This is a genomic window from Rhizobium etli CFN 42, assembly GCF_000092045.1.
Classification (GTDB): domain Bacteria; phylum Pseudomonadota; class Alphaproteobacteria; order Rhizobiales; family Rhizobiaceae; genus Rhizobium; species Rhizobium etli.
Genome location: NC_007761.1, coordinates 2,750,008 through 2,763,047, shown reverse-complemented (window position 1 = coordinate 2,763,047; position 13,040 = coordinate 2,750,008). Strand labels below are relative to the sequence as shown.

Sequence of the window (13,040 nt, the reverse complement as noted above, 5' to 3'; positions counted from 1 at the left end):
TCACCTATGCCGTACTGCGAGAAGCGTGATGTCGTCATAGATCTTCTGCGATCCGATGAAGTGCATTAGTGTCGCGACAATTCCGGAAACGACCTTCTCGGCGCTCTGACCCTTCAAGCGAAGCGCTTCGCTGCAGAGACGTTCGATGCCAAACATCTCCCCCGAGTCGTTTGCTGCTTCTGTTACCCCGTCGGTGTGCAGGAGGATGAGGTCGCCTTTCTCGAACGTAATTTCTCGAGTTTTGATGAATGCAGAAATATCGGCGTCCAAGCCGATTGGTATGCCGAGATCCATGGTGTCGACGCGTTGGATCTCACCGTTCGCCCGCACGATGACAACTTCCTCGTGCTGCCCCGACAAGATCATCTCCCGGCCGTCATAGTCAAGGAAGGCCAAGGTCAGGTGTTTGTCTATTTTCGTCCTCACTATGTTCTTGAACAGGGCGCTGTTTAGATCCGCCAGAAATTTGACGGCGTCGGTGTTTCCCGCCTCCTGAAGGGCGCGGGCGACAGACTGGACCATCAGCATCAATACGCCGCTTTCGAGCCCGTGGCCGGTGACGTCGCCGATGCCGATCTTCAGCCGTCTTCCGTTCTTCAATACGTCGTAATAATCGCCGCCGACTTCTTCCGCCGGTCTCATATAGGCTGCGATCTCGATGTCCTGAAATTCCTCCAGCTCCTGTTGCAACGGAAGAACCATGAGCTGGATTCTTTCAGCGACGGCCACCTCTGTTCCGAGACGGCGATTTTCTCGCTGGAGCTGTGCATTCAACGCCGAGATCTCTTCCTTCTGATCTGCGATCTGGGCCGTTCGTTCTTCGACGAGTTGCTCGAGATTTTCGGTGTGATAGCTGATCTGTTCGGCCATCCGATTGAATGCTTCACCGGCAGCACCTACCTCATCCTTGCTTGTTATCGCCACTCTGACGGAATAGTCCTGCGCCTGAATCCGCTTGGCGGCCCCAGCAAGTGCACTGATCCCGCTCGTTATGCGTTTCGAAGCCGCAAACACAGCGATCGTCACAATCAGCAGCGACATCAAGATCGCCAGGATCTGATAGATCACAATCCGGTTGGTGGCCTCGGAAATTTTCGCCTGGGCGGCATAGAGCGAGGCATCGATTTCCCGTTCCGGCACAACCACTCCCAGCAACATCGCCTCCTGCCGAACCGGGCCGCTGGACCAGAGATTCGTCGCAGGCAGTTTCTTGACGATGACGATATAGGGGACCTCGTTGCCGTCCCGCTGCAGCAGCAGGTGTTGAATGCCCTGTTCCCGGTCGAGAGCCAGTTTCGCTATCGCAGGCTGGGCGCTTCCTTTCAAGGAACGCTCCAGCCCGGTCACGCCGGTTCCGCTCGCACCGCTCGCAGAACGCAGGCCGAGCGTCTGTTCGCCTGTGCCGTTGATCGCAACCACGTTTCCGTCGGACATAGCCAGGAAGCCGAAGCCGGACTGGGCCACTTTCACATTTTCGACCGTCTGGGCGAGCTGGTCGAGTGTGATATCGGCGCCGGCCGTCCCGGCGACGTCCTTCCGGTCGGCGGTCCAGAGCGGATGAAAGAAACTGACGATCAGCTTGCCGGTAATGGCATCCGTATATGGGGCCGTCTGCGTGATATCGTCCGCGACGGGTCGCGTTTTCATGTCCCTGGCCCATCCCTGCCAGGACTCATACAGGCCGGGAAAAAAGAAGTTCCAGAAATCAGCTTCGTTATGCCCGGGATAAAGGCGGTCGAAGGTCTGAGCCTGGTCGGTGTAGGGGGCCGTCCTGAAGATCGGTCGTTCCCTCGGTCCGATGTAATACATCTGCAGCTTTGAAGCGCCGTGCTGCAGCAGGCTCGGCGCAACGAGATCGAGAACCGCGCTTGTCTCTATATCGCGCCTTATTTCGGGTTTCGGCTGATGGTCCTCACCGAGCAAGTAACCCCAGACGCTGACGACCGAAGCGGAGCCGGGGGCGTTTTGCGACCATTTCCCCTTCTCATCGTAAGACAGACTAACACTGTCTGGCGATGTGCGGGCGATTGCCGCGCCGACGTCGGAATTGCGCACGGGATTGTCGATCTGCGCCTGCAGCACGCCTGCCAAAGTGTCGACGTCGTTGTGAACCTGCCGCAGGAGCAGGTTCACCTGGGCTGCGGTCGAATCGGCATAGGTGCGGATATATTCCTGGCTTGCGGCTTCGAGGCCCTGGCCGACTTCCAGCGTTGCGTCACGCGACAGTCTCTGAACATTCCAAAGCGCCAGGCCGCCGCTGACCAACAAGTCGAAGAGAACGGCTCCACCGACGACCAGGATGAATTTCGCCCGAAACGAGCTCAGTCCGACCGGTCTTTTCGATGACCATCCATCCATCACAGCGGCTTTCGACCAGAGGCTGCCCAGATCGGCCAGCCTGCATAACCCTTGGGGTGAAGAGCGGCAAAGACGTGATCCTTGAATCCTTGCCGGAATCTGCGAATGAAATCCGGCGGATCGCCGCGGCGCACCGCCATCTCACCCGCATAGACGTTTTCCCACGCTTCGATAATATCTGCAAAATCCTGGGGGTCGCCGTCAAGGTTGGTCACCATGAAGCAGTCGACCTTGATGTCCTCGAAGCCGGCGTTGAGGAGGAGATGGCGGCTTTTCGGGCCCATCTCCACATCCATGTCGAAGTGCCTGAACAATTTCGCCACTTCCTCGTAGGTCCATCTTATCGAGTCGGCATGCGGCTCGCCCAAACAATGCGAATTCTTTTCATTTGTGATGTAGACACGGCCGCCGGGCTTGCAGATACGATAAAGCTCCCGGAGCAGCATCTCGGGGCGGTCGAAAATCTGTAGCGAGTGCCGGCAGGTCACGAAGTCGAATTGATTATCTCGAAGCAGCATCTGAGAAGCATCGCCATAGGTGTACTCGATGCCTTCCATTCCGAACTCGGCGGCGACCTTGCGGGCATAGTCGAGACTGCGCACGGAGTGGTCCAGTGCGACAAGGCGGGTCGGGCTGAATTCCCGTTGAACCAGAGCCGCGAAATCACCAATGCCGCAACAGATATCGGCCATTACCTGACCGTTGCGCAGACCGTGGCGTGGTAACAGTTCGCGTTCGTGCCTCCATGTCATTTTCGTCTGCGTGCGCAGAATGGGAATGAAGCTCTCGTCCTCGACAAAGCTTTGCCCGGGATAAAAGGCCGAATCATAGACTTCAACCGATAGGTTTGGTTGCGATGCCGTCAACGTCTCGAACAGCGAGGCAGACCACGCCATCACGCTCGACGTAATGATCTTAATCTGCCGTTCCGGCCTGGTTCGGCAGCCTGCCGCCACGACATCGGAGAGGGCGGCGAAGGCCGTCATATTGATGTGCGTCAGGCGTTTCACATTGAGGTAAACGATGCCGCTATATCTTTCCAAACTTTGCCGCATCAGTTCGAGGGCATCGGCAATCTCCGCGGTGCTTTCGGGCCGCATCTTGCCGGACAGCACGAGCTCTTGGTTTGTCGGATCAAACCGCACGGTGTAGGGCAGGGGAAGAAGGCTCATTGGAAATCCTCGGCGGAGGGGAAATCGGCAATGATTTCGATCCCGTCCTCGCCGTCTCTCTCGATGCGGATAGCGGCGCCTAATATCGTCGCCAGATTACTGAGCAAGGCATCGTCGGGCTTGGTAACCAGGTGACCGGAGCCGTTATCGAGGCCATGCCCTATTTCGCTTGATCCTACCTTGATATGTTTGCGGCGGAATTCCTCATCGCAAGGAAAGGCAATTCTCAGCCGGTTGAACGTCGCGTTGCGTGAGAGGCTGAAACGTATCTTTCCCCGTTCGTTTGTCGCGCGGAAGGCGAGCTCTACGAGCTCGTTTGCCGCGACCGAAAGAAAGTTGGAGTAGCGAGCCGGATCGCTGTGACCCTGACCGAGGAGGTCGGAGAGATATTCGGTAATCTCGTCGCAAAACTGCCATTGAGATTTGAACATCGCAACGTTCATTTCCAGCGATACCATCGGCACAAATGCGTGGTCGTCGAAGCGGGATGCTTCCTCTTCCAATATGCCCTCCGTTCGTGTGTCAGGAGCGTTGGATCTGCATGCAATGTAGAAGCACGGCGAAAGTTCGAGCACTATTGTCGGGCGTGGCTTTTGGATGCTTCCGCCCCTTTGATGAATTCGTCAATGGCCTCCACGGGAAGCGGCCTGCTCAGCAGATAGCCCTGAAGCCTGTCGCAGCCCACACTGTGCAGCCATTCCGCCTGCCCCGGCGTTTCAACTCCCTCGGCTGTCACCTGCATGTCGAGGTCATGTGCAAGGTTCACGATGCAGCGGACGATTGCTTGGCTTTTTAGATCGGTTTCAAGATCGGTGATAAAGTATTTGTCGATCTTAATCGTGTCGAAAGGGAATGTCTTCAGATAGCTCAGGGACGAATATTCGGTGCCGAAGTCATCAAGCGAAATTCGTAAGCCCAATAAGTTGAGCGTGTTGAGCGTATCAATGTTGTTGACGGTGCGCTCGAGCAGCACGCTCTCGGTTATTTCGAGCTCCAGACGCTCGGGCGGCAGTCCGACCAGGTCCAGCGTGTGGGAAATCCGGTCGGTCAGGCCGCTCGTCAAGAATTCAGCCGCTGACAGATTGACGGCGACGAGGTAGTTCTCCGGCCATTTCATCGCCTCACGACATGCCTGCTCCAAAACCCACGCGCCAATGTCTGGCATCATTCCGTCCGCCTCGGCCATCGGAATGAATGCCGCCGGTGGAATTATTCCAAGCAGGGGGTGGTGCCATCTTAGCAACGCCTCGAAGCCGACAATGCAGCCGCCCTCGGCAATCGGCTGGTATTCGACATAGAATTGCTGTTGCTCGAGCGCCATACGCAGACTGCGGCGCAGCAGTTCCCGCTGCTCCAGCAATTCTAGCATTGCTGGGTCATAGGCTTTTGCCCGACCACGCCCCTCTTTCTTGGCGTCGTAGAGTGCGAGGTCGGAAGCTTTCATCAGTTGTTCCGGACTCGTGCCATCCGGCGGAGCGGTGGACATGCCGATGCTTGTGCCGACAAAGAGCGCGATGCCGTCTATCGTGAAGGGTTTTTTGAAGGCGGCAACCAGGTCTTCCGCCAAGCGGTGCGCTTTGGCCGGATGTCCTCCGCCCACGGAGATCACCGTGAATTCGTCGCCGGCCAATCGATAGGCCCGGTCATCGCTGGAGAGGCAGGCTTGGATACGCCTTGCAGCCGATTGAAGAAGCTTGTCGCCCGCAGCATGCCCGAGCGTGTCGTTGACAGGTTTGAAGTCGTCAAGGTCGAGTTGCATTAATGAAAGGGTCTCGCTCGAGCCTGCAGTTTCCTGCAACAGCGCGCTCAGGTCCTCGCTGAATTGGCGCCGGTTTGGCAGTCCAGTCAGCGGATCATGGGTGGCGAGATGTAAAAGGGTTGCGCGCTCGTCGTCAACGTGTTCCTCGGACCGAACCACGGCAAACAGATCACCGATCCGATAGATCGTCAAATCATGTGATCCGCCGAGTGCGCCTGTTATTCGCAAAGGCTGGGTGCTGTCACCCAGTGATCGGAAAGCGAGCATGACGGCCGATTTGTCCAGCTCCGGAAAAAGCTCCCAGAAGGAGGCGGCTGCTTTGACGGAAGCGGGCAGCGCATTGCCAAGCAAATGTTCAACCGGATTGAAATCGCGATCAAAGAATAAAAGCCGGTCTATCAAGCCCCAAGTTATTGCCTCCGTTTTTTCGAGGGCCAAGCGGGTAGCAGGAATTTTCCGCATGTCGGAGGCTCTCCCTGATTGAATGTCCTACCAGATACTATAGCAACTCAACTCCCGCACAACTTGTGCACGTTAAGAAATACATTAGGCATTTCTGATTAACAATCCCTAACGTCTGCCCAATGTGCTTGCGGCTGTGGATGCGCGCGCACTGGTCCGACGAAGTGGTTGCCGCCATCGAAAGGCGGCTGCAGGGGCTGACGAGAGAACGGATTGACGCGCGATTGTTCATGCGCTGCGGCTCAGGCAATGGCAGCCCACAGTTCGCGCTGCGCAGCGCCAGCGCCTCGGCCCATCGGTCCGTCGAGTCGTCCCGGTGATCGCATAGGGTTTGGGGCCTAATTCACAGGTAAAGACCAGCTCGGCGTCATCGGCTGCGCGTGATCGCCAATGGCGAAAGCCGTAATCCCACCACTGCAGGAAGAGATCGACCCAGGGGCGGTGGTGCGCAAAGGAGATTTCGATCTGCACCTGCTCTCGTGAGGCGACGCGGCCGTGAAATGCATGAGCATTCCGCAGGATGCGCCGGATGAATGCGTGACTTTCCTCATTGACCGGAAAGGCGAATTCCCGGCCGACCAGGAAATGCGACAAATCGGCCAGCAACGGCAAATCGGGACGCCGATCGAGCAGATCGAGCGTAAAGAACAGGTCCGTCGTCATCCTGTCGCGATGGGTTTCGATGAATACCGGAATACCCGCATCTTCGGCGAGCCGCATCCAGCCGTCGAGAATCGGCAGGCAATCCTCGATCCGGCGGGGGCGGATATCAGGCTGCAGGTTGATGTGGCTGACCGGAAAGGCCGCAGCAAGTTCCAGCGGCAGACGCAAATCCTCGACGCAGCGGGGGAAGCAGACCGCCTCGATCTTCAAGCCGGTGCCCCGAATGGCCTCGTCGAGGCGGATGACATCGCCGCGGTTTGTATAGTGCGCACTGATGCCGTCGAAGCCCGCTCCGCAGATCGCAGCGATATTGTCGTCGAGGCTCGGCTCAAACCCGTCCGTGTGCCGGCGTTCCTTGGCCCAGAGCGACTGGAAGATCAAGAGCTTCTGCATCACGCGGCCCGCGCGCTTTTCAGAAGGGTCTTGAGGTTCACGCCCGGATCGGCCAATGCCGCAGGCTCGGGACTGATACAAGCGGCAATCAGCATTTCGGCAAGCTTGATATGCTTGGCGAGGCCGTTGCCGATGCCAAGACCCGCGGCGGCCACCAATCGCCCGTCATCGAGGTAGAATTCGAGCTCTCCCTCCGCCGCCGATCGCCGGACGCTCTGATGCGCGGGCAGCGGCTGACCTGCCACCTGGAGGCCGAGATCGTATTGGTCGGACCAGAACCAGGGAATGGCGGCAAAAGTCTCGGCGGCGCCGGCCATGTTCCGTGCTGCGGTCTCGGCCTGCGTTCTGGCACTGCGCCAGCTTTCATAGCGAACATGTCCTCCGCCAGGCTCAGCCACCGCCGCGCAATCGCCCGCCGCAAAGATGTTCGGCGCGCTGGTGCGAAGATAGGCGTCCGTCAGAATGCCATTGCCGGTGGCCAGTCCCGCCGCTTCCGCCAGGGCGATGTCAGGCAGGACCCCGATGGCGCTGACGATGAGATCGGCGGGCACCAAGCTGCCATCGGTCAAGGTGACGCCGTCGTCGCCGATTGCCGCAACAGCCCGATCGAGATGAAAACGCACCCCTTCGGCGGCATGCCGGGTGTGCAACTTCTCGGCAAAGCGGGCAGGGACAGCGCGGCCCAAAGGTTTCGGCGCGGCTTCGATCACGCTGACCCCAACATTTCTGCCGCGAAGCACCGCCGCGAGCTCCATTCCTATCAAACCCGCGCCGATGATCACGACGCTCCGGCCGAGGGCGATTTTGGAGAAGATCACTTTGGCGTCGCCGTGGGTGCGGAAGTCGAGCGCGCGCTCGGCGCCGGGACAGGCAAGCCGTCTTGGCCGTGCGCCGGTGGTCAGAAGCAGCTTTTCGTACGGCAATATCCGACCGTCGCTTACCGTCACGGTCGCGGCATCGGCATCCAGCCGTGTGGCTGACAATCCCGCGAGATAGGTGATGCCTGCTGCATCAAGCGCATCTGCCGCGCAGATCAGCTTCATCTGCACCGCACCGTCGACGGCTTTCGACAGAGGCGGCCTTTCGTAGGGCAAATGGGGTTCGGCTCCGACCAGCGTAACGGGCCTGGAGTAACCGGCCTCGCGCAGGGCGAAGGCCGCCCGGGTGCCGGACTCGCCTGCACCGATGATGACGATACCGTTCATTGTGTTCTCCAGAGAAGAGCGGCCGGCGCTCGTGAGGAGGAGACGCCGGCCGGGGAGGATCAGTTCTTTTTCGCGTATTCGACCATGTTCTTGGGTGTGACCAGTTCGAACGGCACCCAGACTTCCTTGTCGACGGCATTGCCGTGCGCCAGCGCGACGGCTGCATCCACCGCACTTGCGGCCTGCTGTTTGGCGTTCTGGAAGACCGTCACGTCAAGATCACCCGCCGCCATCGCCGCCAGCGCGTCCTGCGTGGCATCGATGCCGATGACGATGACGTCATCCATCGACACGCCGGATGCCTTGAGCGCCTGAATGGCGCCCAGCGCCATCTCATCATTGTTGGCGAAGATCACGTCGATCGGACGACCTGCCGTGAGCCAGTTCGTGGTCAGATCCATTGCGTTGGTGCTGGTCCAGGCGGCGGTTTGTTCATCGGCGATGGTCACGCCCTTGCAATCGCCTGCCGAAAGCGTCGCCTTGACGGACGAGGTCCGGTCGCGCGAGGCCTGATGCGCGAGATCGCCCATCAGAATGTAAGCCTGGGCGTCGTTGGCCTTGCCCTCTTTCTTCAGCAGATCGCAGGCGGCTTCGGCGCCGAGCCTTCCGGAATCCGTTTCTTTCGAACCGACATAGGCCTGCTTTTCGGGCAGTTTGTCGATATTCTCCGGTTCGAGATTGAGGTAGACGAGCGGAATGCCTGCCTTTCGGGCGGCCTCGCTGATACCGGTGGCGGCCGATGTATCGGCCAGCGTCATGATGATCGCGTCCACTCCCGATGCGATGAAGTTATCGACCTGGCTGCGCTGTTTGGAGACGTCGGTCTGCGCATCCTCGATCTGAAGGCTGACGCCGTTCAGCTTGGAGGCTCGTGCCTGCAGCCCTTCGCGCAGCAGCGTCTGGAAATTGTTATCGAAACTCTGCATCGAAACGCCGATCGTCTCGGCCGAGGCAGCAGTCGTCGTCAGGGCGGCCAGGACGGCCGCCACACAGATTGATTTCATGTTTTCCTCCCAAAGGGCGCCGGGCCGCCCGATCTATTCCGGAGGCTGTTCAGGCCTGCCTGTGTTGCGGGCTCAGATCAGAGCCACGCGAACCTCTCCGTCGATCACCTCCGCCAGATAGGTTTTCAGATTCTCGCAGGCGGGCAGCCTCAAGGCTTCGCCGGTGCGATAGTCGAAGGCGCCGGAATGCTTCGGACATTCCACCTCGAAATCCATCACCAGCCCGTCGGCGAGATGGATCGCCTCGTGGGTGCAGAGGCCGGCGGTGCAATAGACGCTGTCATCAGGGCCGCGATAGATGGCGTAGGTGCGCCCGCCATGGTCGAAGCGGATGGCGCCTTCCTGTTCGATGTCCTCGAGTTTGACGGCTGTGATCCAGGTCATTCGGCGGCTTCTCCGACTTCCAGGCGGGCCTTGCGGGCCGCGAGTTTTTCCTTGCGCCTGCGGTAGCGCTCCTGCATCTGCGCCTCGCCTTCGGCAGACCCGTCGTGCCAGGTGCCGAACCACTTATCGAGCGGGATCAGGGCGTCGCCGTAGTTCACCTCGAAATATTTGTGGTGGAGGTAATGCGCATAGGCGTGGCTATCGATGAGCTTGCCGCGGCCGATTTCCACCTTGTCGAAGCCGACATGGCCGGGAATGGCGCCGAAGCCGGCATAATGCAGCTGGTAGAGCATGAGTATCGGATTGGACGGCAGGATCAGGTGGTAGAACGCCGTGCCGAGATAGAGCAGGTGCTCGACCGGATGCATCGACAGCGACGACCAGGGCGAGGGATTGACCGAGTTGTGGTGGACCGAGTGCACCCACTTATAGAGGAAGGGCGTATGGATGAGCCTGTGGATGCAGAAGAAGTGGAACTCGTGAATGATTGGCACGACGAGCGCAACGAGAGCAAGTGTCCAGGGGTGCTCCGCGAAGCTCAGCCAGGGGGCGTAACCGTTGGCGAAGGCCCAGAGCATCGCAGCTTCGATTGCCGTCCAGATCGTCACCCCCGACAGGAAGGTGCGCAGCATGTTGTCGACGTTCTGGCGCTCGAACCAGAAGGCCTTGTTCTTTTGCTCGGACGGAAATTTTCCGTTGTATTTGAAACGATTTTCCTGCCGCTTCAGCACATAGAGATGCACTTCGAAGGCGCCGTAGAAGAGCAAAACGCAGATCGCGTTCACGGCATAGAGCCAGGCGATCCAGCCGATGTCGAGCGTTTGCATTGTTTCCACCGGCGGAATGACCCAGGCCCAGTAAGCGACGGCGGAGGCGGCAAAAATCGTGTTCCAGGGAAAGAAGTAATGCGGCAGCCATTTCAGGATCGCCATCAGCCGCAGCGGGAACGCAAACAGCGGGGCGGTTTCGGCCGGCTGGTTCGGCGCCCAGTCGCCGCGCTTGTTGCGCGTGCCGAATTTCAGATCGTCCATTGCTCTCTCCTTCGGGCGGACGGAGCCGTCGGCCCGCATATGCAACTTGATCGGAGGAGAGCGCATTCGCGCCGAGCTGTCGCACCTGTCGGCGCATCGGCTCTCCTCTCCGTCTTGAAAGTAGCAGGAGACCGCCGCCGTGCCGAAGCCATTCTTGATCAAATTAGATCAAAGCGCTTCCTTGGTAATTGTGATGAAGCGGATGGGCGCCCGATCCGGCTCGAGATCGGTCAAGCCGATCCGGCGCAGGATCAGATCGAGCGATCGCCTGGCCTGCGCCTCGGGGGCCTGGTCGAGGACCACATCCATGATGCCGTCCTGCAAGGCGCTGCGCGTATAGTCAGTGAGCTCGTGCCCGACGAAGAAGATGCCGCGTTCGCCGCTTGCCGCCGCAGCACATCGATCAGCGCGGAATTGCCGCCGCCTGCATTGTAGAGGCCGGCAAGGTCGGGATACATCCGTAATGCTGAGGACAGGAGTTCAGCGCCGAGATGCTCTTCGTCGAGACCGAATCCCAGATACTGGAAGCTGGTGGCGCCGGGGTGCTCGTGAAAATAGTCCGAAAAACCGCGGATGCGATCGCGGTGCACCTGATAGATCGGATGACAGATCGCAAAGACAGGACCGGTCCGGTGTGCCATTCGGCTGGTGAAGAGCGCTGCCGTCCGGCCGGCGGCATAATTGTCGATGCCGACGAATTCGCCTGTATGTTCCGAGGCGCGAGTGACGACGTGGACTACCGGCAAGCCTTGGGCGCTGACCTTCTCGACGGCCGCGCCGATCACCGGATTGCTGGGCACCGCCAGGATCAGGCCTGCGCGCCGCAGGCCGGCCGACAAGACGCGGCGCGCGATTTCTTCCGGCTTCATCTCCTCGGTAAAGCTGCGATGCACGATGACCAGCGGGTCGAGGGTTGCCGCGATCCTCTCGAACGCAGCGGAGAGCCGCTGATAGAAGGTCGTTTCAGGACGTACCATCAACACCTCTATGCGCAGCAGGCCGCGATGGGTGTCTGGAAGCTTGCGGGGATAATCCAGAGCGCGCGCGGCAATGATCACCTTTTCGACCAGCTCCGGGCGTACGCCGCCGCGCCCGTTCAGGACCCGTTCGACCGTGGCAGTCCCGACGCCGGCCTGGCGGGCGATATCCCGGTAATTCGGCTTGCTCACTTTTCAATCCCTGGAATAACCAACGCGATGTCATCGATCCTATGGGCAATCCGTCCTTCTTCATACAGCCGAGCCCCAAAACGCACAGAGCTGGTCAGTGCGGGTTAAGCGGCACCTGCTGCCGGCGCAAGGGAAGCTTGTATCGCGGGTGCAGTCGATCTATGATTTCTCCCAATTCAGCATGAGATTGCAGGCAGTATTCACCGTTAAACCGGGCGCGGGAGACCTTGTCCTCCGGCCGGCCGAAGGAGCTGGGCGATGAAAATTCTCATGGTTCTCACATCGCATGATCAGCTGGGAAATACCGGCAGGAAAACGGGCTTCTGGCTCGAGGAGCTCGCCGCCCCCTATTTCGTCTTCCGTGACGCCGGCGTCGAGATCGTGCTCGCTTCGCCGAAAGGAGGTCAGCCTCCGCTCGATCCGAAGAGCAACGAGCCGGCGTTTCAGACGGAAGACACGCGCCGATTCGAACGCGACTCGGCGGCCACAGCTGCGCTCGCCAACACCTTGAGGCTGTCTGACGTCGACCAGGCCGATTACGACACCGTGTTCTTTCCCGGCGGACATGGTCCGCTCTGGGACCTGACGAACGACCACAACGCCCACACGTTGATCGAGGAGACGCTTGCTGCGGGAAAACCGCTGGCGCTCGTCTGCCACGCGCCGGGGATTCTGACCAAGGTCAAGGCGCCGGACGGCGGGCCGATCGCAAAGGGTCGGACGGTGACCGGATTCACCAACTCCGAAGAGGCCGCCGTGCAGCTCGTCGAGGTCGTGCCCTATCTGCTCGAAGATGTGCTGAGAGAGCAGGGGGCGAAGTTTTCGGCGACGGAAGACTGGGCCGTACACGTCGTCCAGGACGATCAGCTGATCACGGGGCAGAACCCGGCCTCGTCGAAGCAGGCCGCCCGCCTGCTGCTCAACGCGTTGGGCGAGCAGACCGCAGCCTGAGTCCGATGGCAACGCCTGCCGACATTCTTACACCAGATGAAAGGCGCCAGGCATGAGCAGGAAATATACCGGGAAATGCGCCTGCGGTGCGGTGCAGTTCGCCTTCGATACCGATCCGACCTTTGTCGCCGGCTGCCATTGTCTGGATTGCAAGAAGGCCTCGGGCGGCGAGGCCGCCACCTTCTTCGCCGTGCCGCAGGATGATTTCACGCTGACGGCCGGCACGCCGAAAGCGTTTCATTACATTGCCGATTCCGGCAAGGGGCTTGACCGCAACTTCTGCCCCGATTGCGGCGCAAGGCTGTTCAGCAGCAACCTCGAAAGTTTCCGTGGCCTTGTCTTTGTTACACTCGGCAGCCTCGACCGGCCCGAGTTGATACAGCCAGGCGTCGAGATGTTCACCAAACGGCGGTTGGCCTGGGCAACGCCGCTCCATCTTCCGCAGTTCGAGGGCATGCCGAGCTGACACACGCATACCCCAGGTGATTT

At 59.7% G+C, this 13,040-nt stretch carries 10 protein-coding genes and 2 pseudogenes; 2 read left to right on the top strand and 10 right to left on the bottom strand.

Annotation, left to right across the window (positions count from 1 at the left end):
- The 10 genes and pseudogenes from RHE_RS13555 to RHE_RS13510 form a co-directional block, all read right to left on the bottom strand.
- The gene (locus RHE_RS13555; RefSeq protein ID WP_042118683.1) at positions 1–2,361 is read right to left on the bottom strand and encodes a SpoIIE family protein phosphatase; all 2,361 of its coding nucleotides are present in this window, start codon (positions 2,359–2,361) and stop codon (positions 1–3) included.
- Positions 2,358–3,530 (bottom strand): class I SAM-dependent methyltransferase, encoded by a 1,173-nt coding sequence (locus RHE_RS13550; RefSeq protein ID WP_020921657.1) that lies wholly within the window; start codon positions 3,528–3,530, stop codon positions 2,358–2,360. Before RHE_RS13550 ends, RHE_RS13555 begins: the two co-directional genes overlap by 4 nt.
- Positions 3,527–4,033, bottom strand: a complete 507-nt coding sequence (locus RHE_RS13545) for a hypothetical protein (RefSeq protein WP_041678685.1) — start codon at positions 4,031–4,033, stop codon at positions 3,527–3,529. Before RHE_RS13545 ends, RHE_RS13550 begins: the two co-directional genes overlap by 4 nt.
- 71 nt (positions 4,034–4,104) lie before the next feature.
- Entirely contained in the window at positions 4,105–5,751 is a 1,647-nt protein-coding gene (locus tag RHE_RS13540; RefSeq protein WP_011425894.1) for a putative bifunctional diguanylate cyclase/phosphodiesterase, read from the bottom strand.
- Positions 5,752–5,993: 242 nt separating this feature from the next.
- A pseudogene (locus tag RHE_RS13535) lies at positions 5,994–6,807 on the bottom strand (sugar phosphate isomerase/epimerase family protein).
- Positions 6,807–8,012, bottom strand: a complete 1,206-nt coding sequence (locus RHE_RS13530; protein ID WP_011425892.1) for an NAD(P)/FAD-dependent oxidoreductase — start codon at positions 8,010–8,012, stop codon at positions 6,807–6,809. The pseudogene RHE_RS13535 and the gene RHE_RS13530 overlap by 1 nt, the downstream one beginning before the upstream one ends.
- A gap of 59 nt (positions 8,013–8,071) precedes the next feature.
- Positions 8,072–9,016, bottom strand: coding sequence for a substrate-binding domain-containing protein (locus RHE_RS13525; RefSeq protein WP_011425891.1), 945 nt, complete (start codon positions 9,014–9,016; stop codon positions 8,072–8,074).
- 72 nt (positions 9,017–9,088) lie between these two features.
- Positions 9,089–9,400, bottom strand: coding sequence for a MocE family 2Fe-2S type ferredoxin (locus tag RHE_RS13520; RefSeq protein ID WP_011425890.1), 312 nt, complete (start codon positions 9,398–9,400; stop codon positions 9,089–9,091).
- A complete protein-coding gene (locus RHE_RS13515; protein ID WP_011425889.1) occupies positions 9,397–10,431 on the bottom strand; it encodes a sterol desaturase family protein in 1,035 nt (344 codons plus the stop codon). Before RHE_RS13515 ends, RHE_RS13520 begins: the two co-directional genes overlap by 4 nt.
- Before the next feature lie 168 nt (positions 10,432–10,599).
- A pseudogene (locus tag RHE_RS13510) lies at positions 10,600–11,600 on the bottom strand (LacI family DNA-binding transcriptional regulator).
- 258 nt (positions 11,601–11,858) lie between these two features.
- Here RHE_RS13510 and RHE_RS13505 point away from each other — a divergent pair.
- Together RHE_RS13505 and RHE_RS13500 are read left to right on the top strand one after the other, a co-directional pair.
- Entirely contained in the window at positions 11,859–12,551 is a 693-nt protein-coding gene (locus tag RHE_RS13505) for a type 1 glutamine amidotransferase domain-containing protein (RefSeq protein ID WP_011425888.1), read from the top strand.
- Positions 12,552–12,603: 52 nt separating this feature from the next.
- A complete protein-coding gene (locus RHE_RS13500) occupies positions 12,604–13,017 on the top strand; it encodes a GFA family protein (RefSeq protein WP_011425887.1) in 414 nt (137 codons plus the stop codon).
- Positions 13,018–13,040 lie beyond the last annotated feature (23 nt).

Bases quoted from the DNA above. Each gene is read 5' to 3' on its own strand.
- RHE_RS13550 (WP_020921657.1), bottom strand. From the start codon at position 3,530: ATGAGCCTTCTTCCCCTGCCCTACACCGTGCGGTTTGATCCGACAAAC.
- RHE_RS13540 (WP_011425894.1), bottom strand. From the start codon at position 5,751: ATGCGGAAAATTCCTGCTACCCGCTTGGCCCTCGAAAAAACGGAGGCA.
- RHE_RS13530 (WP_011425892.1), bottom strand. From the start codon at position 8,012: ATGAACGGTATCGTCATCATCGGTGCAGGCGAGTCCGGCACCCGGGCG.
- RHE_RS13525 (WP_011425891.1), bottom strand. From the start codon at position 9,016: ATGAAATCAATCTGTGTGGCGGCCGTCCTGGCCGCCCTGACGACGACT.
- RHE_RS13520 (WP_011425890.1), bottom strand. From the start codon at position 9,400: ATGACCTGGATCACAGCCGTCAAACTCGAGGACATCGAACAGGAAGGC.
- RHE_RS13515 (WP_011425889.1), bottom strand. From the start codon at position 10,431: ATGGACGATCTGAAATTCGGCACGCGCAACAAGCGCGGCGACTGGGCG.
- RHE_RS13505 (WP_011425888.1), top strand. From the start codon at position 11,859: ATGAAAATTCTCATGGTTCTCACATCGCATGATCAGCTGGGAAATACC.
- RHE_RS13500 (WP_011425887.1), top strand. From the start codon at position 12,604: ATGAGCAGGAAATATACCGGGAAATGCGCCTGCGGTGCGGTGCAGTTC.